Annotated in this window: 19 protein-coding genes; 4 read left to right on the forward strand and 15 right to left on the reverse strand. The window is 69.5% G+C overall.

The genetic code is table 11. The features are described from left to right. Positions 1 to 40: 40 nt before the first annotated feature. The 9 genes from ABZX92_RS22520 to ABZX92_RS22560 all read right to left on the reverse strand — a co-directional run bounded on the left by ABZX92_RS22520 (position 41) and on the right by ABZX92_RS22560 (position 11194). A complete protein-coding gene (locus tag ABZX92_RS22520; protein ID WP_355562553.1) occupies positions 41 to 943 on the reverse strand; it encodes a helix-turn-helix domain-containing protein in 903 nt (300 codons plus the stop codon). Positions 944 to 1140: 197 nt separating this feature from the next. Continuing rightward, the gene (locus tag ABZX92_RS22525) at positions 1141 to 1578 is read right to left on the reverse strand and encodes a peptidase inhibitor family I36 protein (protein ID WP_355562556.1); all 438 of its coding nucleotides are present in this window, start codon (positions 1576 to 1578) and stop codon (positions 1141 to 1143) included. 123 nt (positions 1579 to 1701) lie between these two features. Beyond that, a complete protein-coding gene (locus tag ABZX92_RS22530) occupies positions 1702 to 3138 on the reverse strand; it encodes a phenylacetate--CoA ligase family protein (RefSeq protein WP_355562559.1) in 1437 nt (478 codons plus the stop codon). A gap of 66 nt (positions 3139 to 3204) precedes the next feature. Continuing rightward, positions 3205 to 4479, reverse strand: a complete 1275-nt coding sequence (locus tag ABZX92_RS22535) for a cation:proton antiporter (RefSeq protein WP_355562561.1) — start codon at positions 4477 to 4479, stop codon at positions 3205 to 3207. A gap of 15 nt (positions 4480 to 4494) precedes the next feature. Beyond that, complete coding sequence (locus tag ABZX92_RS22540; protein ID WP_355562564.1) at positions 4495 to 5781, reverse strand: cytochrome P450; 1287 nt, start codon at positions 5779 to 5781, stop codon at positions 4495 to 4497. After that, a complete protein-coding gene (locus ABZX92_RS22545) occupies positions 5775 to 6767 on the reverse strand; it encodes an alpha-hydroxy acid oxidase (RefSeq protein ID WP_355562566.1) in 993 nt (330 codons plus the stop codon). The genes ABZX92_RS22540 and ABZX92_RS22545 overlap by 7 nt, the downstream gene beginning before the upstream one ends. Beyond that, complete coding sequence (locus tag ABZX92_RS22550; RefSeq protein ID WP_355562569.1) at positions 6764 to 8305, reverse strand: NAD(P)-binding domain-containing protein; 1542 nt, start codon at positions 8303 to 8305, stop codon at positions 6764 to 6766. Before ABZX92_RS22550 ends, ABZX92_RS22545 begins: the two co-directional genes overlap by 4 nt. Positions 8306 to 8316: 11 nt before the next feature. Next, positions 8317 to 9663, reverse strand: a complete 1347-nt coding sequence (locus ABZX92_RS22555; protein WP_355562572.1) for a long-chain fatty acid--CoA ligase — start codon at positions 9661 to 9663, stop codon at positions 8317 to 8319. Next, complete coding sequence (locus tag ABZX92_RS22560) at positions 9650 to 11194, reverse strand: NAD(P)-binding domain-containing protein (protein WP_355562575.1); 1545 nt, start codon at positions 11192 to 11194, stop codon at positions 9650 to 9652. The genes ABZX92_RS22555 and ABZX92_RS22560 overlap by 14 nt, the downstream gene beginning before the upstream one ends. 63 nt (positions 11195 to 11257) lie before the next feature. On the opposite strand from ABZX92_RS22560, the gene ABZX92_RS22565 reads away from it, so the two are divergent. Beyond that, positions 11258 to 12733, forward strand: coding sequence for an aromatic amino acid ammonia-lyase (locus ABZX92_RS22565; protein WP_355562578.1), 1476 nt, complete (start codon positions 11258 to 11260; stop codon positions 12731 to 12733). Here ABZX92_RS22565 and ABZX92_RS22570 read toward each other — a convergent pair. The 3 genes from ABZX92_RS22570 to ABZX92_RS22580 all read right to left on the reverse strand — a co-directional run bounded on the left by ABZX92_RS22570 (position 12714) and on the right by ABZX92_RS22580 (position 15595). After that, positions 12714 to 13937, reverse strand: coding sequence for a HAMP domain-containing sensor histidine kinase (locus ABZX92_RS22570; RefSeq protein WP_355562581.1), 1224 nt, complete (start codon positions 13935 to 13937; stop codon positions 12714 to 12716). The genes ABZX92_RS22565 and ABZX92_RS22570 overlap by 20 nt on opposite strands. Next, positions 13934 to 14572: a response regulator transcription factor gene (locus ABZX92_RS22575; protein WP_355562583.1), complete on the reverse strand. Its 639-nt coding sequence runs from the start codon at positions 14570 to 14572 to the stop codon at positions 13934 to 13936. Before ABZX92_RS22575 ends, ABZX92_RS22570 begins: the two co-directional genes overlap by 4 nt. A gap of 228 nt (positions 14573 to 14800) precedes the next feature. After that, on the reverse strand, positions 14801 to 15595 hold the full coding sequence (locus ABZX92_RS22580; RefSeq protein ID WP_355562586.1) for a glycoside hydrolase family 20 zincin-like fold domain-containing protein: 795 nt from the start codon (positions 15593 to 15595) through the stop codon (positions 14801 to 14803). Positions 15596 to 15692: 97 nt separating this feature from the next. Between ABZX92_RS22580 and ABZX92_RS22585 the strand changes: the two genes are divergently transcribed. After that, positions 15693 to 17039 carry a hypothetical protein gene (locus ABZX92_RS22585; protein WP_355562588.1) on the forward strand — a complete coding sequence of 449 codons (1347 nt, stop codon included), beginning with the start codon at positions 15693 to 15695 and terminating at the stop codon, positions 17037 to 17039. Here the strand turns inward: ABZX92_RS22585 and ABZX92_RS22590 are convergent. Further along, positions 17032 to 18051, reverse strand: a complete 1020-nt coding sequence (locus ABZX92_RS22590) for an LLM class flavin-dependent oxidoreductase (RefSeq protein WP_355562591.1) — start codon at positions 18049 to 18051, stop codon at positions 17032 to 17034. The genes ABZX92_RS22585 and ABZX92_RS22590 overlap by 8 nt on opposite strands. Continuing rightward, positions 18048 to 18605, reverse strand: a complete 558-nt coding sequence (locus ABZX92_RS22595) for an NAD(P)-binding domain-containing protein (protein ID WP_355562594.1) — start codon at positions 18603 to 18605, stop codon at positions 18048 to 18050. Before ABZX92_RS22595 ends, ABZX92_RS22590 begins: the two co-directional genes overlap by 4 nt. Positions 18606 to 18710: 105 nt before the next feature. On the opposite strand from ABZX92_RS22595, the gene ABZX92_RS22600 reads away from it, so the two are divergent. After that, the gene (locus tag ABZX92_RS22600; protein WP_355562597.1) at positions 18711 to 19979 is read left to right on the forward strand and encodes an epoxide hydrolase; all 1269 of its coding nucleotides are present in this window, start codon (positions 18711 to 18713) and stop codon (positions 19977 to 19979) included. 9 nt (positions 19980 to 19988) lie between these two features. Beyond that, positions 19989 to 20741 (forward strand): class I SAM-dependent methyltransferase, encoded by a 753-nt coding sequence (locus tag ABZX92_RS22605; RefSeq protein ID WP_355562600.1) that lies wholly within the window; start codon positions 19989 to 19991, stop codon positions 20739 to 20741. Here the strand turns inward: ABZX92_RS22605 and ABZX92_RS22610 are convergent. Beyond that, a complete protein-coding gene (locus ABZX92_RS22610) occupies positions 20725 to 21501 on the reverse strand; it encodes an alpha/beta fold hydrolase (RefSeq protein WP_355562602.1) in 777 nt (258 codons plus the stop codon). The genes ABZX92_RS22605 and ABZX92_RS22610 overlap by 17 nt on opposite strands. Positions 21502 to 21548 lie beyond the last annotated feature (47 nt).

Consider the following 21548-nt stretch of genomic DNA (forward strand, 5'->3'; position numbering starts at 1 on the left):
GGCGGCCGGAGCCGCCACGGATTCCGCGCCCGGCGAAACCTCAGTTGGTGCCGAGCAGAGCCGACCCCAGCACCGTTCGCTGGTGCAGCACCGACAACCCCTGTCTCTCGGTCGTCAGCAGTCCGGCCTCCCGCAGCACGGTCGTGTGGCGGCTGACCGCGGACGCCGAGGCACCGAGCCGTTCCGCCAGTTCCGTAGTGGTGGCCCCACTGCCGACGGCCGCCAGCACCGCCGACCGCGTGGATCCCAGCAGTGCGGCCAAAGCGCCCGCCTGCCTTCGTCCACTCGCGAGCTGCCGTTGCCACGTCCAGTCGTGGTGCACCGGGTAGACGACGGTCGGCGGCAACCCCGGATCGGCGAACGCGACGGGCGTGTGGCGGCAGAAGTACGACGGCACCAGCCGCAGCCCGCGCCCGTTCAGGTGCAGGTCCCGGTCGTACGCGTACTGCACCTCCAGCACCGGCGGCCGCCAGTTCATCAACGGCCACATCCCGTGCAGCAGCCCCTCGACCGAGCCCGAACCGGTCCGATGCAGACGGTCCGTCTCGACCGCCTCCTCGATCAGCTCGCCGTACGGCTCGATCGCGGCGGCGTGGTACCCCGCCAGTGCCTCGGTCAGCTCGGCCAGCGCACCGTCACAGCCCTCCGCCAGCGGACGAGTCCACGATGGAGTCGAGCTGACCCCGGCGAGCCGCTTCAGTTCGTCGCGCAGCCGGGCCCGCGGCGTCGCCCGGATCGCGTCCAGGGCGGCACCCAGCCCGTCCGCACCTTCCGGCGGCGTCAGGAAGTCCGGGAAGTACGGGCCGAGCGGTGAGAGCACCGCGAGCAGCCGCACCCCCGAGCGGATCACCTGCCGGTCGCCGTGGCGCCGGACGTCACGCAGCCAGGGTTCGAGCAGAACCCCGCTGTCCCCTTCGGTCAGCCTCAGCCGGCTGAACACCATCTCCCAGAGCGGATCGACCCTTTCTGCTATCTGCGTTCGCTCCAGATCGCCAGCGGAAAAATGGATGCGCAACACAGCAACCTCCCCAGGCCCAGGTCACCGTGGAGAACATTACCCGCCGTGTCACTCCGCCGAATCACGCAACGAAAACTGTGCGCGAGGCTATTGCCCCGCGCACAGTTCTGTGGTTTACCGGCTCAGCCGCAGCGGCCGCTCGTCCACTGGTGCGACCTCACCTGGTAGGTGCCGGCCAGGTCGCCCTTCTGCCCCTGCCGGGTGCAGCCGATGCGGTTGTTGTAGCCGGTGTTGCGGAAGAACACGACGCCCGTCAACGACGAAGACGTGCCGCGGTTGTAGACGGACTTGACCTCCGCGGTCGTCGCCCACGAGCACTTGACGGAACCGGACGTCCAGTCCGGGTCGGCCACGTCCCACATGCAGCGGCCGCCGGTGCCGCCGAAGCCGTTCCAGAAGCAGACGTTGCCGGTGTTGCAGTCCCAGGCGGCCAGCGCCTGACCGGTCTCGGTGTCGTACGCCGCCCCCACCGCCGCGGTCTGGGCGACCGGAGCCACCGCCTGTGCGCTCGGAGCCGCGACCCCCACGACCATGAGCAACGCAACCGGAACCAACGCCAAGAAAACACGCCGAACGAACTTCAAAGGATTCCTCCCAGCCCACTGAATGAATTCGGCCGACGTCACCTTAAGCACCGGGAGGAAGCCAGGAAAAGCTATTGCTCTGTGGCGCAATAGCTCATTTCACGCTCGTCGGGTGTACCTGTGTTTCACGCCGGCCGGGAAGTACTCGGGATCGCCGGCGGAGCGCAGCACGACCTCGGGCAGCTGCCGTTCGGCCGGGACGTAGTGGGCGTACTCGCTGTTGAGCCGCAGCAGCTGCTCCTTGATCGACTCGGCGATGGCGTGCTGGTCCGCGGTCTTCCCGGCCGCGGTCTCCACGGTGATCCGCAACAACCGGTCGCGGTCGGCGTCCTCGACGGACTCGATCACGAACTTGCCGGTGACCGTCTCGCTGATCCCTGGCTGTTCCAGGCCGACGGTCACGTTCTCCGGATAGACGTTGGCACCGAAGAACGACACGGTGAACAGCGACCGCCCGAACAGGAAGACGAACGGCAGCTCCGGTCCGGGATCCGGCCGGAAGCCGTGCCGCGCGCAGTACTCCAGCAGTTCGGCGTGCCCGAAAACCCCGCCCTCGTCGGCGATCCGGTAGCGGATCAAGGGAATCCCGCCGTCCGCGGTGAACACCAGCGTCCCGTCGTGCACCTCGAAGAACCGGCTCGCCGGGTCGTACTGCACCAGCGTCGGCAGCCGCGAGCCGCCGAACACCTCGCGCGCCAGATCGGGGCGCAGCGCGAAGAACCGGCGAATGCTCACCGACAGCGCGGTCTCGTTGCCCAGCACGCCGGAATCCGCTGTGCCGTAAAGGGATGCGACGTCCCGCAGCGGATCGGCGATGGACGCGCGCTGACACACCAGATCACGCCACTGCTCGCTGAACACCTCGCCGGCCAGCACCAGCTTGATCGAGTACGACGGCCAGTCGGCGCCGGGTGCGTCGATGACGTCCTTCAGGAACGGGGGATACCCGAGCAGCACCACCTGCTCGAAGTGCGGCGCCAGCTCGGGCAGCACCCGCAGGATCTCGGCCTTGTTGTTGCCCGGCGCCACCACGGTGATCGGGCATCCCTTGGCCGCCAGGTGCCGCACGCACGCCTGCGTGAACAGCCCGCCGACCCAGGTGCCGAGCGGGAAGCACACCACGGCCAGCGTGGTGCGCCGATCCGCCTGGAACCCGTCCACCAGCACCTGTTCGAACCGCCGCGCCACGTGCAGCTCGTCCTCCAGCGCCCGCGGCCAGATCGTCGGCCGCCCGCTCGACCCGGACGACACCGCGATCATGTCGCAGCCCACCAGCGATCCGTCCCGGCACAGCTCCGGCAGGGGATACCGCTCGTGATAGCCCGGCTTGTCGAGCAGTGGCAGCCGCTGGAAGTCCTCGAACGTCCTGATCGACTCCGGCTCGATCCCGTTCTCCCGCAACAGCTTCTGGTACGCGGGCACGGTCGCGGCGGTGTGCTGGAACAGGTCGAGCACCCAGCTCTCCGACCGCTGCGGGGTGTCCGCGAAGAAGTCGTCGAACGCCTGGCGCACACGATCCTGCCGACTGCTGTCCATCGGCCGAGCCTATCGATCCGACGGTCTGTCCATAATCTCTATAACTTCAGTGTTGAGTAAAATGAGTCACCGCGTCGGCGCTGGCGTCCTGACGTCGGCCTGCGCTTCCAGATGATCCGGCAGGGAGGCGCGGTAGATCGGCATGGCGGCGGCCGTGGTGACGATCGCGACGGCCACGAGGATCGCGAACATCTCGGGTGTCACCAGCCCGTACGCCAGCCCGATGTTGATGAAGATCAGGATCATCAGCCCGCGAGCGTTCATCAGCCCACCCACGGCCGAGGCGTAGCGCCAGGAATAGCCTTGTGCGCGCACGACCAGGCCGCAGCCGAGATACTTGCCGGCAAACGCGGCCAGCATGATCACGGCCAGCGGGAACCACAGCCTGCCGCCCGCGCCGAAGCCGGAGACCTGGGTGTTGAGGCCGCTGAACGCGAAGAACACCGGCAGCAGCAGGATCGAGTTGAGGTCGGTGAGCTTGGTTTCGAGCTCGTGCCGCACGACCGCGCCCTTGGGCATGGCGAGTCCGGTGACGAAGCCGCCGAACACCGAGAACACGCCGATGTAGTCGGTGAACCAGCCCGCGCCGAGCACGACGAGCAGGATGATCGCCATCATGTCGCGGCTGAGCTTGCCGTCGCGTTCGGCCCGCTCGCCGAGCTTGGCCAGCCACTTGCGGCCCACCGTGAGCATCAGCACCGCGAAGATCGTCGCGCCGATGATGGTGCGCAGCGCGCCGGACGGGCTGCCGGACGTGCCGACGGCGATGATCAGCGCGAGGAACGCCCACGCCACCGCGTCGTCGATCGCCGCCGCCACCAGGGTCAGGCCGCCGATCGGGGTGTTCGCGATGCCGCGTTCCTGCAGGATCCTGGCCAGCATCGGGAAAGCGGTGATCGACAGGGCGCCGCCGACGAACAGCATGAACACCCAGAGGCTCGATCCCTTCGGCGCGAGCGAGTCGAAGAAGATCACCGCGGTGCCGGCGCCGAGCAGGAACGTCGGCACGATGCCCGACAGGGCCAGAACGCCTGCTCTCCGCGCGTTCGAACCCGCGGTCAGCTTGTGGTCCAAGGAGGTTCCGACGAGGAACATGTAGAACGTGAGCCCGATCGTGCTCAGCACGTAGAGGGTGCTCTTGACGTCCGCGGGGAAGAGCTGGGCCTGCACGCCGGGTGCGACGGCGCCGAGCAGCGCCGGTCCGAGCAGGACGCCGGCGACCATCTCGCCGACCACCCTGGGTTGTTTGACCAGCATGGCGAGCCGTCCGCACAGGGTGGTCGCGACGAGCACCACCGCCAGCGCGGCGAAGACCTGCAACGCGAAGTGGATCTGGTTCACCGGGATCTCCTGGGGTTAGTGCCGGACCGGGCAACCCTGCGGGTCGTGCGTGTCGAAGTACCGGCCCGCCAGCCGCAGCCGGTGGGCGTGCAGCACCATCGCGGTGCCGAGCACGAGCTGGACGACGCTGCGTCCCACGTCCTCCCAGCGGTCGCGCACCCGCATCCACGACAGCCGGAAGCGAGGCGCGGAACCGTCGCGGACGAGCAGGCACGGGCCGCGGCTCGGCAGTGACCTCGTGTGCGTGACGGAGGAGTGCAACGTGACCCGGCGCAGCACCTCTCTTGCGGCAGCCCGCATCGCGATGGGGGAGAGCCGCCAGGCCGGGCACGGGCGGTTGGCGGCGACGCCGAACGGGATGTGGTGCTCGTGGCGGGCCGCGGTGTGCTCCCAGCGGCCGGGGTCGAACTCGTGCGGTCTCGGGTAGCCGGTCGCGTGGTAGGCCGGATAGTTGAAGCACAGCACCGAGCCCGCCGGGAACCTCGTGTGCTCGTCCAGCTCGATGTCCTCGGTCGTGATGCGGTGCGCGATGCCGAACAACGGGTAGAGCCGGAACGTCTCGTCCAGCACGTGGGCGAAGTACCTGTCGTCGTCCACCCGCCCCGCCACTTCGGGGTGCTGCGCCAGCGCCAGCAGCAGGTGCGCCATCGCCTCGGACATCTGCACCACGGCGGTGTTGAAGTACGTGCCCTGCAGGTAATGCACCTGCTCCTGCTCGGACAAGGTCCCGGGCAGCGGATGGCGGACGTCCGCGAGTCGCGTCTCCAAGTGGCGTGTCAGGCGGGCGCGTCGGGCCGGATGACGCAAACCTGTGCACTTCAACGAGGTCACGACGTCGTCGGCGTGCCCGACGATCAGGTCACGAGCGGCTCGCGGGCACGGCTCGCCGAACACCAGCTCGTAGAAGAACTCCGCCCACACCGGCATCATCAGGTCCCGCAACCGGACCAGCGTCACGGGCCCGGCCAGCACCTCGTCGAGCACGTTCCGGGTGCACCTCGTGGCCGCTGCCGCCAGCTCCTCGCTCGGTCCGGCGAGAAAGCCCCGTGTCGCACGGGCCACGTCGTCGTAGCGCGGACCGGCTTCCAGGTGTTCCTGGTGGACCTCGGGGCCGGGCGCGAGCCAGTACCAGAACAGGTCCGACAGCCCGGCGCCCTTGCTGCGGCCGTTCGCGGCGGGATGGCCGTAGAGCTCCTCGAACCGGTCCGCGCCGACCTGCTCGTTGGGGAAGGTGATCGCGTTGTCGCCGTTGACCTTCTCGAACACCTTGGCGCGCAGGGCGACCACGAGCCGGCTCAACACCTGGCCACCACCATGTCGCGCGTCAGATCGCCTCCGCACATGGCCAGCACGTGCTCGAACTCGTCCCTGAGCACGTCCAGCACCGTGCGCACGCCGGCCGACCCGTCGGCCGCGAGTCCCCACAACACCGGCCTGCCGACACCGACGGCCGAGGCGCCCAGCGCGAGAGCCAGAGCGACATCACCGCCACTTCGAACACCGCCGTCCAGCACCACCGGAACTCGTCCGGCGACCGCGTCGACCACCGCGGGCAGCGCGTCCACGGCCGCGGGCACGAGATCGAGCTGGCGGCCACCGTGGTTGGACACGAAGATCCCGAGCCCGTGCCCGGCCGCGAGCGCCGCGTCGGCCGGGTGCAGCACTCCCTTGAGCCACACCGGAAGTGACGTCAGCGCACAGATCCGCTCGACGTCGTCCCAGGAGAACGCGCCCATCTCGATCTTCCGCAACCCGGTGCCGGCCAGATCGCGCATGTTCTCCGCCGCGAGCCCGGCGGGCAGGTCGCGGAAGCCGTGCTCGATGTCGCGCCGGTGCCGGCCGAAGACGGGGGAGTCGACCGTGACCACCACCGCGGCGCAGCCCGCTCGTTCCGCCCGCCGCACCAACGCTTCCGTGACCTCGAAGTCCGGCTGCACGTAGAGCTGGAACCACACCGGCCCGGTCGCGGCCGCCACGACGTCGGCGATCGGCACGGTCGACGCCATGCTCGACACCAGCACCGTGCCGTTCAACGCCCGTGCGGTCGCCACCTCGCCTTCGGGGTGTGCGAGCTTGTGGAACGCGGTGGGAGAGACGAGCACGGGACAGCCGAAGTCCCGCACTTCCTCGCCCCGCAACACCCGTGGCAGCAGCGCGAGGCGCCGGAACGCGGCCTCGTTCTCCGCGAGCACGACCTCGTCCCCGACCCCGCCCGCGAAGAAGTCGTAGTGGACGGGGTCGAGCACCCCGCGTGCCTTCTCGTGCAGTTCGGCGAGCACCGGGTTCACCGCAGGTACTCCCGCAACGGTGCCTTGTGCACGTTCTCGCTGTCCCACTCGTTCTCGAGGTTCTCGGTGAGGTGGTGCTCGTCGACCAGCGAGCCGCCGCGGAACCGCCGCACCACGGGGTGCAGGTAGCGGCCGTCGAGCCCGCTGGTGTCCTCTTGGGACGTTCGGCCGGCCGTGATGTCGAACGGGTTGACCTTGTCGTGGTCCGCGCCGTACTCCAGCGTCACCGTCAGGTAGGACTCGACCTCGCCGAACTCCCCGCGCGCCACCGCTTCGTGCAGGTGCGCGACCGGCACCTCTTCCACGTACCGAACCCCGTCCGGACCGATCAGCACCACGTCCGCGAGGAAGCCGAACAGCTGCCACAGCGCGGAGGTCCGGTTGACCCGCTCGATGATCGCCTCGGTGATGCCGTCCGCGGCCAGCTCCCGGCTCGGCCAGTCCACGCCGTGGTACCGGTGTTCGTGGATCCGGTGCAGCGCGCGGACTCCGTAGCGGAAGCCGTGGATGAACCCGCTGGTCGACTTCTTGAAGTCGCGCGCCTGCGTGATCGTGCCCGCGAAGAACAGGTCCGGCACGTTCACCGACTCCCACGCCGCCGTCTGGTCCGGGAACCGCGAGTTGATCGTGAGCCGCGGCCGGCACTCGGGCGCGAAGATCGAGGCGTCGAACCGGAACCCGGTCGCGAGGATCACCCGGTCGTACCGGATCTCCTTGATCACCTCGTTGACTCGCTGGAAGCTGACCTTGACCAGGTAGTCGTCGCCGTCGCGCCGGATGCCGGCGATGTGCCCGTCCAGCACCGCGTTCTGCGACTTGAGCTGGTAGGTGTCGAGGAAGTTGTTGTTCACCGCCCGCAGGTGTCCGACGAAGTGCGTCTGCCACGCCAGCTTCAGCGAGCCGGGCCCGGCGACGTGGATCACCGACGCTGTCTCGACCAGCGCGTCGGCGGTCTCGAACGCCGAGTTGCCACGCCCGATGATCAGCACCTTCTTGTTCACGAAGTCCTGCGGTTCAACGGAAACGTCGTAGTACGGCTCGGCGTGCTCGACCCCGTCGATCTCCGGCACGTACTGCTTCGACACCCCGGTCGCCGCGATGATCCGCTTCGCCCGGTACGTCACGCCGTGCTGGTCGCGCACCACGAAGTCGTCCGGCCTGCTCACCGACACGACCCGCGTGTCGTACCGGATCGGCAGGTCGTTCTTCACCGCGAAGTCGCCGAGGTAGCGGACCATGTCGTCGGCCTGCGGGAAGTAGCGCGGCGTGTAGCCGGTGAACAGCAGCTCGGGATCGTCGCTCAGCAACGAGTTCCAGTCGACGCGCAGGTTCAGCTCCGGGTCGTCCCAGCCCGTGTACACCTTGTTGATGGAGATCAGCTGGCGGTGCCGGGGGAAGCGGGTGAAGAACGTCCCCGCCGCCGCGCCGGCCTCCAGCACCAGGTGGTCGCGGCCCGCCCGCTTGAGCAGGTAGGACGCCTGCAGCCCCGCCGGACCGGCGCCGATCACGAGACACTCGGTCGAAACCTCGCTGGACACGACGATCTCCTTCACGCTGTCAGCTGGCGCTTGTCGGGCTTGCCGCTGGGGGCGACAGGGGGTTCGGTGATGGCGGTGACCCGCACGGGAGCGCAGGCCGCGCCGAGCCGTTCGGTCACGAGCTTGCGCAGCTCTCCGAGTTCGGGAACGCGATCCGCTTTCGGCACGACGAACGCGTGCACCGCCTCGCCGGTCTCGTCGTCCGGCACCGCGACGACGTAGGCCTCGGCGACGTCCGGGTGTTCGGCGATCGCGTGCTCGATCGGTCCTGTGTGATGAAGGTTGGCGTTGACGATCACGACGTCTCGCGCGCGACCGGTCAGGCGGAGGTAGCCGTCGGCGTCGAACTCGCCGAGGTCGCGCGTCCGGACCCAGCCGTCCACGAAGACCTCGGCCGACTCCTCCGGATCCGCCCAGTACGCACTGGCCTGACCGGGAGTGCGGACGAACAGCTCACCGTCGCGGATCTCCACGTCCACCGGCGGTTTCCCGACCGTGCCGGGCGGGTCGGACGGCGTGGCCATCGAGATCATGCCGGTCTCGGTCTGGCCGTAACCGTGGAACAGCACGGGTCCCAGCACTTCCAGGGCCTCACGATGACGTTCGGTGGTCAGCGGCGAGCCGGACACCAGCAGTGCGCGCAACGACGACAGGCCGGCAGGGGAGTGGACGAGCTTCACCAAGCCCGGCACGGTGATCACGCGGGCCGTCGCGCGGTGCCGGCTGATCGCGTCGGCTGGGTTGTCCGCGACGACGATCGTGCCGCCCGCGGTCAACGTCAGCACCGCGTACTCGAACATCACCTGGCTGGACAGCGATCCGAACACGAGATAGCGCTGCAGACGACCGGCGAGCTCCCGGATCGCAGGAGGCCAGGCGTCAGGACGTGCGGTCCACGCGTTGGTCATCGACAAGTAGGTCTGCGCGCAGGCCTTCGGTCGGCCGGTGCTGCCGCTGGTGTGGATGAGCCGGGCGATGTCGCCGGGCCTGCCGTCACAGCGCAGATCCGACGCACGACCCAGGGGAATGTCCGAGTCACGCACGACGAGCTTGATGTCCAGGCCGAGCAGGTGCTCCACCTGAGCCTCGGTCAGTCCCGGTCGCACGCCCACCACCCGTGCGCCCACCGCGTGCGCCGCCAAGATCGTCGCGAACGCCTCCGGGTTCACCCCCTGCACCAGCGCGACGCCGTCACCAGGCCCAAGACCCTTGGCGCGCAACCCACCCGCGATCCGTGCCACCAGGTCCAACAGCTCGCCGCCGGTCACCACGCGGGTGCCGTGCTCGAACACCGGCCGATCCGCGGCGGCGCCGAGCACGTCGAGCACCGCCCGCGGGAACGGCTCACGCGCCGGCAAGGCATTCCTTCACGAACACGACCAGCGGCTGCTGGTGCACGTCCGGGAAGTCCCAGTGGTTCTCCAGGTTCTCGGCCAGGTGGTGGGTCGAGGTGAGCACGCCGTGCCGGTAGTAGCGCACCACCGGGTGCAGGTAACTGGCCTGGGCGGCGTTGGCCGCGTCGTTCTCCGCGACACGGGGGACGTCGATGTCGAACGGGTCCACGGTGTCGTGGTCCGGCCCGTACTCCAGCGTCGCGATGAACTGGTGCTCCGCGGGGCCGAGCCCGCCGTCCGCGACGTACGCGACCGGCACCTCCTCCTCGTAGCGGGCCTCGCCGTCGGAGACCGTGACGACGTCACCGATGACCGCGAACTGCTGCCACAGGCACGAAGACTTGTTCACCCGAGCGATCACGGCGTCGCTGATGGCTTCCGGCGACACCTCCAGGTCGGCGCCAGGCCAGGGAACGGCGTGGTTGCGCGCGGACAGCACGCGGTGCAGCGCGCGGGCGCCGTAGCGGAACCCGTGGATGAACCCGCTGGTCGACTTCTTGAAGTCACGCGACTGCGTGATCGTGCCCGCGAAGTACAGCCCGGGGACGTTCACCGACTCGAACGCAGGCGTGATCTCCGGGAACCTGTCCTTGATCACCAGCGCAGGCCGGCAGCTGTCGTCGAAGATCGAGGCGTCGAACCGGAACCCGGTGCACGCGATGATCCGGTCGTACTCCAGCTCGCGCAGCTTCTCGACCGTGCGCGCGTACCGGAACTGGATCCGGAACCCACCAGCGGGCCGCGGTTCGATGCGTTCGACCGTGCCGTCGATCACCGCGTTCTCGGACTTGAGCTGGTAGGTGTCGAGGAAGTTGTTGTTGACGGCGCGCAGATGCCCGACGTAGTGCGTCTGCCACGCCAGCTTCACCGAGTGCGGCCCGGCGACGTGGATGACGGCGGCGTGCTCGACCAGTGCGTCGGCGGTCTCGAAGCCCGAGTTGCCCTTGCCGATCACGAGCACTCGCTGGTCGGTGAACTCCCGAGGGTCGGTGTTGAAGGTGTCGTACCGCTCGACGTGCTCGATGCCGGGGATCTCCGGCACGTACAGCTGCGAGACCCCGGTGGCCATCACCAGGTTCCTCGCCTGCCACGTCTGTCCACTGTGGTCGGTCACGACGAATCCGCCGGAGGAGCGCGAGATCGTGGTGACATCGATGTCGTAGTGCACGCTGAGCCCGGCCGCGCAGTCCTGGAAGTACCGGACGATGTCGTCCGCGTCCGGGAAGTACCGGGGGCTGTAGCGGGTGAACAGCAGGTCCGGGTCGTCGAGCAGCAGCGAGTTCCAGTCCATCCGCATCCGCTGCTCCGGGTCGGAGAACCCGGTGTGCACCTTGTTGATGGAGATCAGCTTGCGGTGCCGGGGAAAGCGGGTGAAGAACGTGCCGGCCCCGCTGCCGCGTTCGAGGACGGCGTAGTCGCGACCGTCCCGCTCCAGCAGTGCGGCGAGCTGCAAACCGGCCGGTCCCGCGCCGATGATCAGGTAGTCGTGCGCCATGTCCGGGGAACGTACTGAGGTGATCTCAGAACTTTCTGAGATCGACTGCCTACGGTCCGTGCGGTGACCGTGGACCTGAGTTCGCCGCTGACCGCCGGGCACCTTCTCCGTGCCTCGGAGCCACTGCCCGTGCTGGTCGGACCCGTGGTGCTGGACCGGGTTCAGCAGGGCCGCGCGTACCTGCGCAAGGTGCTGGCCGACGACGAACGCCCGGTGTACGGCGCCAAGACCGGGTTCGGTGCCCTGGTGGGCTTCGCGGGCCGGTCGACCGAGGCCGACCAGTGCGACAACACCCTCGCACATCTCGGTGCGGGCCAAGGACCCGACCTCCCGCTCGACATCGCCCGAGCGGCGCTGCTGGTGCGCACGTGGTCGCTCGCGCAGGGACTCTCCGGCGTGTCCGCGCACGTCGTGGAGGGGCTCGCGGCGATGTTCGCGACCACGTTCGTTCCGGCGATCCCGCGCTACGGATCTGTTGGGGCCAGCGGAGACCTCATCCCGCTGGCGTACGCGGCGCAGGCGTTGCGCGGTCGTGGACACGCTTACCTGGGCGGCGTCCGCAGGCCCGCCGCCGATGCGTTGGCAGCAGCCGGTCTGACGTCGTTGGACCTGGACGGCCGGGACGCGCTCGCCCTCGTCAACGGCACGTCCGTCACCACGGCGGCTACTTCTCTCGCGCTGTCGTCGATCCGCGCCTCACATCGGGCAGCCGCGGACCTGACCTGTCTGCTGGCCGACGTTCTCGGTGCGGATCCCGGTTTCCTGGACCACCGCCTGATCACCGCGTTCGGTCACGCCGGTGCCACTTCGGTCGCCGAACGGATGCGTGCGCTGCTGGCAGGCGTTCAGCCCAGCGGCGACCGCCCGTTGCAGGAGCCGTACAGCCTGCGGTGCTCACCGCAGCTGCTCGGTGCGGCCGAGGACGCGTTGCGCTACGTGGACGGCGTGGTCGCCGCGGATCTCGGGGGAGTGAGCGACAACCCGTTGTTCTTCCCCGACGACGACCTGGTCGCGCACGGCGGCAACTTCTTCGGCCAGCCCGCCGCGTTCGCCGCTGATGTGCTCGCGATGGTCACGGCATCTGTCGGCAACCTGGCCGAACGCCAGCTGGACCTCCTGGTCGACCCCTCGCGCAACACCGGTCTGCCACCGATGCTCGCCGCCGGACCCGGTCAGCAGCACGGATTGCAGGGCGTGCAGCTGGCGACGACCGCGTTCGTCGCGGAGATCCGCCGCAACGTCCTGCCCGCCAGCACGCAGAGCCTCTCGACCAACCTGCGCAACCAGGACGTCGTGCCGTTCGGCACCCAGGCCGCCTTGCGCGCCTACGACCTGGCCGAACTGCTCCGCCTGCTGATCGGCTCGCTCGCGTTGGGGCTGCGGCAGGCCGTGCACGTCGGTGGGAGACGACCGACCGCACCGAAGTGCGCGGAGCTGCTGGACGCACTGGCCGAGGCCATCGAACCGATCGATCCCGACAGGCCGCTGGACGAGGACGTCCGTGTCGCGGCGCACGTGGTCATGGACAGGCGGCCGTGATCCTCTCCCGCAGCGGCACCGGGTTCTGCCGCTGCCCCGCCAACGGCAGCCGCAGCGTGAACCGAGCTCCCCGGCCGGGATGTCCCACCGCCTCCACGGTTCCGCCGTGCCCGGTGACGATCTCCCGCACCAGCGACAAGCCGAGCCCGAACCGGTTCTCCCCGGCTCCGTGCCGGTACCGCTCGAACAACCCGTCAGCCTCGCGCTGGTCGAACCCCTCACCGGTGTCCGCCACCACCAGCTCCACGAACCCGCCCACCGCGCGCAGCCGCACCGAGATGCGCCCACCTTCCGGCGTGTGCCGCACCGCGTTCGCGAGCAGCTCGTCCACCGAACGCCGCAACGCCGTCTCAATCCCGTTGACCACCAATGGAATCCCAGCGTGCTCCACGCTCAGGACGATCCCGCGCTCGACGGCCCGCACGCTCTCGCCCTTGACCGCCGCGTCCGCCACCGCCGTCAGATCCACCGGCTGCCCGGGCTGCCCGCTCAACTGCGCCGACAGCAGCAGGTCGTCCACGACGTCCCCGAGTCCGCGGATCGACCTCGCCAACGCGTCGAGGTTGTCCCGGTGGCCGTCCGGCAGATCAGTGGCGGTCTGCAACAACTGCGCCCGCAGGTACGCCCGCGCGATCGGCGTCCGCAGCTCGTGGCTCGCGTCCGCGACGAACCGCCGCTGCCGGGCCAGCGCCTCGGCCAGCGGCCCGACCGTGCGCCGCCCCACGCTCAACCCGATGAACGCCGCCAGCAGCAACCCGGCCAGCAGCGCGATCCCGAGCGCCTGCAAGAGGTGCGCGCGGTCGGCCAACTGGTACCGCAGGTCGAACACGGCCTGCACCGCGCCGGCCGCACCTGGCGTGGTGAGCACCATGTACGAGGTGCCGTTCGCGGACACGTCCCGCGAGATCGCCACCCCGGACGACCCGACGGCAGTGAGATCGGCGCGCAGCGGAAACCCGGCGGGCACCTCCAGCGGCCCCACGTCGACCACGCCGTCCTTCAGCACGAACACCCACGCGCATTTGGGCGCGACACTCGGCACACCGAACCGGGCGTTGTACTGGAGTTCGCGCGTCACCTGGGTTTCCTGCGCGTGGACCATGACGGCGTACGCGATCCCGCCGACGAACGCGACCATCAGCGTGATCGCCAGCCCCACCAGCACGCTGACCCGCAACCGCGCCGTCCGGACTTCCTCTTTCACAAGGCCCCCAACCGGTAACCGACCCCCTGCACCGTGTGCACCACGGACCGCCCGACCTTGGTCCGCAGGTAGTGCACGTAGGTGTCCACAATGGACTGCGAAGGCGCGTCGTGGAACACGGTCCGCCGCAACGACGCTCGCGTGTGCACCGTCTCGGGATGCGTCGCGAGCACCCGCAGCAGGCCGAACTCGCGCTCGGTCAGCGGCACGAGCTCGCCGTCGGGCAGCACCACCCGGTGTTGTTCGAGCTCCAGGCGACCGGCCCCGATGCGCAGCACCGCCGCCAGTTCCGCCGCCCGCCGGCCCAGAGCCCGCAACCGCGCGAACAGCTCACCCAGGTCGAACGGCTTCATCAGGTAGTCGTCGGCACCCGCGTCGAGCCCGTCGATCCGGTCCCGCACCGACCCCATCGCGGTCAGCATCAAGGCCTGCGTGCGCACCGCGCGTGACCGCAGCCGCGCCAGCAGATCGAGCCCGTCGAGCACCGGCAGGCCGCGATCGATCACCACCACGTCGTAGGGCCGGGTCAGGGCGAGGTGCAGTCCGCGTTGCCCGTCGAGGGCGACATCGACGACATGTCCCTCACCGCGCAACACCACGGCGAGCAACTCCACGAGCTCTCTGTCGTCTTCCACGAGCAGTAGCCGCACAGACGAAGAATCCCACGCTGCCACGGCATCCGACCAGGTCACCGGCAGTGCAACAGCCAACGGACAGGCTGCCGATATTGTTCACGAATGTGATATTCACAGCTCAGCAGCCGTGTGCGAGCCTTTGTATCAGCCGTGAATGCGCTGATCAACGAATAAACATGTGAATCACGCGCCGATCATGACCTGCGCGAGCCCGATGTGTGTGAACGGTCAGGCGCGCACGACGGCCGGCGTGGTGAAGCGGCCGCCGACCCAGCCCGCCGTCGCGATCGCGCGCAGCCCGGGATCACCTTCGGCGAGCTGACCGTGCGGGCCGAGCACGTCCGCCGCGGAGTTGCCGTCGTGCCACCGCACCGGCAGCCGCCCGTGCCGCTCCAGCACACCCGCGAGCTTGGACGTCAGCTTGGCACTGCCGATGTGCACCCACCGGCTCGGGAACAGCTCCAGCAGGTCGAGCGTCGCCGGGCTGAGCTCCGGCACGACCGTGATGCCGTTGTCCCGCCCGTACTCGACCAGTTCGCGCAACGCGTCCGGATCGCCCTCGGGGAACACGTGCATGACGTTGAGCTTGTAGGCGGCCATCCTGTCGATGGCCTTGCGCATCTCGGCGGGCGGCAGCAACGCGCTCGTCACGCCACGCCACTGGAACGCGGGGGAGTCCTGCACGTCGGCCGCGCGCACCGTGCCGTCAGCGGTCATCAGCTGCCGGAACGACTGCACCCCGTGCCGCAGCCCGGCCTGCGTGCCCGCGCGGAGCATCACCGCGGAGTTGCTGACCAGCAGCGCGTACCCCTCCGGTCCGAGGCCGCGCATCGCCGGGTCGTGCGACACCATCAGCATGCCGTCCGCCGACTCGGCGAGCAGATAACCGGTCTGCCGGAAGATGAGCTCGCGCATCATCGCGGCCGCCGTCCGCGCCTGCCCGGTCACCCGGACCGCGACGTCCTCGGTCAACGCGAACGCACCCGTGCGACGGGGCGCGCTCGACGGCATCGGAATAATCACGCGTGGCCTCCCAGCGCACTAACGTGAAAACCTGCGCGAGAGTTCCACATCAGTGACGATGATCACTCGGGCGACAGATCCGCTGGGGGGCGATCACATGGATTTCGAACGAGAACTCGCCGAATCTCACCACTACGCGGTCTTCAAGAACGGCGTCGGCGGCGTGGACCGGGCCTCGATGCTCGTGCGCAGGCCGGAACGCCACCGCGAGGAGGAGTACGCCGGCCACGGCCTGTGGGTGGACACGGACAAGCTCTACCGGCTCGACTCCGGCCGGGACTGGAACGACGACTACCGCGCGCTCACCGAAGCCGAGGCCCGGGAGCTCAGGCAGCAGATCGACACGGGCTGGGCGACCGCGTGGAACCACCACGTCATCTCCGCTGACGGGACGCCGTTCGCGGTGGTCGTGTCCGCGAAGGACCCCAAGTGGGGAGCGGGGCCGTACCGGATCGGGCGGCACGAGCACCGCGGGCACGGGCGGACGGACCTGCTCGATCGCGTGCCGGACGAGCCGACGTGGAGCGTCGAGGACGTTCAACCGGCGGCCGCGATCGAAGCACTGGTGCGGATGGAAGAACGGAAGCGCGAGGACCCGTGGTACTCCGGCGGGTACGCGGTCTTCGACACGCTGATCGACGTCCTCGACCTCGACTCGGCGTACGCGGTGGTGCCGCGGCCGGGTCCCGAGCATGAGTTCACGGCCCGGCTGAGCGAGCAGGAGGCGCGCCGCCTGACCGCGCTGATCGGCCTCAGGAGAGCGAAGCAGCAGGCCGGACCGGTCGCCGGTCACCAGTACTTCGCGCTCTTCATCCGCACGGAGGACGCGGTGGACCCGCGCAACGCCCACTCGGTCATCCGCTCCACAGTGGACTCGTGGCCGCAGAAGTGGGAGGTGTTCCTGCGGCAGGGGGAGTGGCTGCCCGCGGTGCGACCGTCGGACCGGACGCTGCTGCCACTTGCGGCAGCGGACCTGGACGCCGTCACCGCCGCACTCATGTCCCGTGAGCACCGCTATCTGAAGGTGCGCAGCCGCGAGACGGGACCCGTCGCGCTGCTGCGGCTCACCGGCACCACCGAGGAGTCGGCCGTCGACCTCGGCTGGGAACCGTCCGACGTCCTCACCCGGCTGCCGGGTGAGCGGTCGTGGTTCGTCGGCGAGGTCGACGAGCAGGGCGTGGAACGGCTCCGGTACACCTCCGCGCTGCAGGGGCGGTCGGTGCGGTTCGCGAAGGACGAGTACCGGTACTTCGCGGTCTTTCCGTCTCACGCCCTCGACCTCTCCCAGGCCGTGCTGGTGATCCGGCGCCGGGACGAGGCGGAGGAGAAGTTCGCCGGGCCCGCCGGCTGGGTGCCGGTGGGCCCGGGCGAAGAGGTCGGCAGGGCGTATCCCGGCCGGTTCCTGCCGATCAGCCACGCCGAGATGGAGCGGTTGATCAGCTGAGCAGGTCGCGGACCCGAGGCACGACCTCGGTCCCGTACAGCTCGATCGTCCGCATCAGCGACTCGTGCGACAGCCCGCCGATCCCGTACTTCAGGTCGAACCGGCTGGCGCCCAGCGTCTTCATCGTCCGCGCCATCTTCTCCGCGACCGTTTCCGGCGACCCGACGAACAACGCGCCGTGCGGCCCCACCTCGTGCGCGTACGACTCGGGCGTCGGCGTCGAGAACCCGCGCGTCCGGCCGAGCCTGCTGATCACGTCGAGGTAGTGCGGCCAGAACTCCTCGCGCGCCTGCTCGTCGGTCGGCGCCACGTGACCGGGGGAGTGGATCCCGATCGGCAACGGGTCGCGGCCGAACTTCTCCAGCGCGTGCTTGTAGAGCTCGGAGAACGGCGCGAACCGGCCGGGGTGGCCGCCGATGATCGCCAGCATCAGCGAGAACCCGTAGGAGGCCGCGCGCACCACGGACTGCGGGCTGCCACCCACGCCGATCCACGCCGGGAACGGCTCGCTGAACGGCACCACGTCCTGCTCGTGCAGTGACGCGCGGGTCTTGCCCTGCCACGTCACCGGGCCGCCCTTGAGGATCTCCGCGAAGAGATGGGTCTTCTCCTCGAACAGGTCCTCGTAGTCGGCGAGGTCGTACCCGAACAGCGGGAACGAGTCCACACTGGACCCGCGGCCCAGGATGATCTCCGCCCGTCCGCCGGACACCGCGTTCAGCGTGGAGAAGCGCTGGAACACGCGCACCGGGTCGTCCGAGCTGAGCACGGTGACGGCCGAGCCGACGTGGATGTTCCGCGTGCGCGCGGCGATCGCGGCCAGCACCACGTCGGCCGCCGACAACGGCATGTCCGGGGTGTGGTGCTCGCCGATGCCGAAGAAGTCCAGGCCCACCTGGTCGGCGAGCACACCCTCCTCGACGAGGTTGCGGATGGTCTGGGCGTGCGTCAGCGGCTTGCCCTCGGCGTCGAACGTGACGTCGCCGAACGTGTCGAGCCCGAACGTGGTCATGACAGCTCCTTCGCGAACTTCCCGAAAACCGGGCTGCCGGGTTCCAGCAGCCGCCCGTCGAACAACGAACCCACGCGCACCGGCTCGAAACCGATGCGGGACAAGAACTCCGCCACCACGTCCAGCGCCGCCGGGTCGTCGCCGGCCAGCCCGACCGCCTTGCCGTCCGGCGGTTCCATGTCCTGGTAGGCGATGTGGTTGAGGCTCTTCACGACACGCGCGCCCACCAGCCGCTGCGCGACCTCTTCACTCGTGCCCTGCGGCTCGGCGGTGGGCGGCCACTGGTTCATGGCGTCGATGACGACCTTGCCCGCGAACATCCCGGGATCGAGCGTCACGAACCGGTGCCACGGAATCGCGAGCACCACCAGGTCCGCGTCCGCGACGGCGTCGGCGGCCGCCAGCGGGGTGGCACCCGGCGCGAGGAACTCGATGATCATCTCGATCCGCGCCGGGTCGCCGGAGCCCGCGATGGTCACCGGGTAACCCGCCGCCAGTGCGAGGCGGGCGATGACGGGGCCGACGTGGCCCGCACCCAGAACAGCTGTCTTCACACCGGGTATAACCGGACTGTACCCCGCTTATTCCTCGGGTGACGTACCGGATCACCGTCACGCGACGCTCGCGACCCGTCACGGAGCGTTCGTACGGTCTTTCGCGTGTCCAACGAGCCGTCTCGCCGCCGTTTCCTGTCCGTCTCCGCCGCTGCCGCCGTCGGGTTCGGCCTGCTCAACGCCGGTCCGGCGCTGGCAGCGGGGGAGATCCGGCCGTTCCGGGTGCGGATCCCGGAGCGCGAGGTGGCGGAGATGCGCCGCCGCGTGGCGCAGACCCGCTGGCCTGATGCGGAGACCGTCACCGACCTGTCGCAGGGCGCGCCGCAGCGGACCGTTCGTGCTCTCGCCCGTTACTGGGCCAAGGAGTACGACTGGCGGACGACGGAGGCCAAGCTCAACGCGCTGCCTCAGTTCATGACCGAGATCGACGGGCTGGACATCCACTTCCTGCACATCCGCTCGAAGCACGAGAACGCGCTGCCGTTGCTCGTCTCGCACGGCTGGCCCGGCTCGGTCATCGAGCAGCTGAAGATCATCGGGCCGTTGACCGATCCGACCGCGCACGGCGGCCGGCCCGCTGATGCCTTTCACCTGGTGATCCCGTCGATGCCCGGTTACGGCTTCTCCGGCAAGCCCACGACTGTCGGATGGGGACCCGATCGCATCGCCCGCACGTGGATCGAGCTGATGCGGCGTCTCGGCTACGACCGGTACGTCGCGCAGGGCGGCGACTGGGGTGCGTTGATCGTCGACCTGATGGCGATGCAGCAGCCCGCCGGGTTGCTGGGCGTGCACACGAACCTGCCCGGCGCGGTGCCGGTCGAGATCGACAACGCCGCCCGTGCCGGTGGCCCGCAGCCTGCCGGACTCGTCGGCGACGAGCTCAAAGCGTGGCAGGACATCCTGTTCCGGTACGGCAAGGGACAGAACTACGCGCGGATCATGGCGACCCGCACGCAGACGCTGACCGGGTTCGCGGACTCCCCGGTGGGGCTGGCGTCGTTCATGATCGACCACAACCTCGCGAGCCTCGCGCTGATCACGCGGGCGTTCGACGGGCACCAGGAGTCGTTGTCGCGGCAGGACGTCGTCGAGAACATCTCGCTCTACTGGCTCACGAACACGGCGATCTCCGCGGCGCGGCTGTACTGGGAGAGCAAGTACTCGGTGATCGCCGCGAAGGGCGTGACGCTGCCGGTCGCGGTCAGCGTGTTCCCCGAGGAGGTCTACCAGGCGCCGCGCAGCTGGGCCGAGCGCGCGTACCCGAACCTGATCCACTACCACCGCGTCGCCGCGGGCGGGCACTTCGCCGCCTGGGAACAGCCGCGGATCCTCGCCGAGGAGCTCCGAGCGGGATTCCGTTCGCTGCGTTAGCTTCTTCGCATGTGGGACGGCGGTGACGCGTACGAGCGGTACGTCGGCCGGTGGAGCCGGCCGGTCGCGGTGGAGTTCCTGCGGTGGCTCGACGTGCCACCGGGCCGGTCGTGGCTGGACGTCGGCTGCGGCACCGGCGCGCTGACCGAGACCGTGCTGGCGCAGTCTCAGCCTTCGTCGGTGACCGGTGTGGATCCCTCCGCCGCGTTCCTGGAGCTCGCCAGGCAACGGGTCCCCGGCGCGACGTTCGAGGCCGGGTCCGCGGTGGATCTGGGTGATCGCCAGGCCGACGTCGTGGTGAGCGGGCTCGTGCTCACCTTCGTGCCTGATGTCGCCCAGGCCGTGGCCGAGTTCGCCCGCGTCGGGTCGTACGTGGGCTCCTACCTGTGGGACTACAGCAGCGGCATGCAGATGATGCGCCTGTTCTGGGACGCCGCCCGCGATGTCGACCCCGCCGCCGAGGCCGAGGACGAAGGCCTGCGCTTCGGCGACGTGAGCGATCCCGACCCGTTGCGCACGTTCTGGACCGGCGCCGGGCTGCGGGACGTCGAGGTGACCGGGATCGTCGTGCCCACGGTGTTCCGCGACTTCGCCGACTTCTGGGAGCCGTTCGAGGGCGGCACCGGCGCGGCGCCCGCCTACGCCGCGACGCTGCCCGTGGAGCAGCGCGACGCGATCCGCGACCTGCTCCGGTCACGTCTGCCCGCGGAAGGCCCGATCTCGTTGACCGCCAGGGCGTGGGCCGTCAGAGGTTCGCGCTGAGGAACCGCTCCAGGTGCGGGTTCACGTCGGCGGCGTGCGTGAGGCTCAGGAAGTGCGCGCCACCGTCGACGACGACCAGCTCGGCCTTGGGCAGCGCGGCGGTCAGGGCTTCGGCCTTCGCGACGGGGTAGGCGAGGTCCGCCGTGCCGTGCAGCACGATCATGGGCACGGCGATCTCCCCGGCACGGTCCAGCACGCCATCGCGGCTGACCAGGGCGTTCATGATCAGCCTCAGTCGCTCGGGTTCGACCTGCGACCACTTCGGAATCCACTCCGAGGCGTCGTGGTCGCCCAGGCAGATCTTGGCGGTGGCCTCGACCACGGTCTCCGGCCCCTGCGCGATCCACACCTCGGTGAGCTGGTCGTAGGCGGCGGCGATCTGCTCGTCCTCCGCCTCGCCGGACGTGCCCAGCACCGCGAGCGCCCTCACCCGTTCCGGGGCCAGCAACGCCATCCTGAGCGCCACGAACCCGCCCTGGCTCGTGCCGATCACCGCGGCGCTGCCGATGTTCAGGTGGTCCAGCACCGCGAGCACGTCCCGCGCGACGTCCCAGTGGTCGAACGGCCCGGTCGCCGGCGTCTCACCGTGACCGCGTTCGTCGACCGCGATCAGCCGGTAGGCGTCTGCGAAGGCCTCGACCTGCGGCGCCCACATCGACGCGTCCATCAGGAAGCTGTGCAGCAGCACCACCGCGGGCCCGTCGCCGCCGTGGTCCACGTAGGACACCAGCTGCCCGTCGCCCGTCGTCACCGTCGCCATGCCACCGCACCTCGCGCTTCCCGCATAGTGGATCTTCAGCACCACCT

Origin of the sequence: Lentzea sp. NPDC006480, assembly GCF_040611995.1 — a bacterium.
Classification (GTDB): domain Bacteria; phylum Actinomycetota; class Actinomycetes; order Mycobacteriales; family Pseudonocardiaceae; genus Lentzea.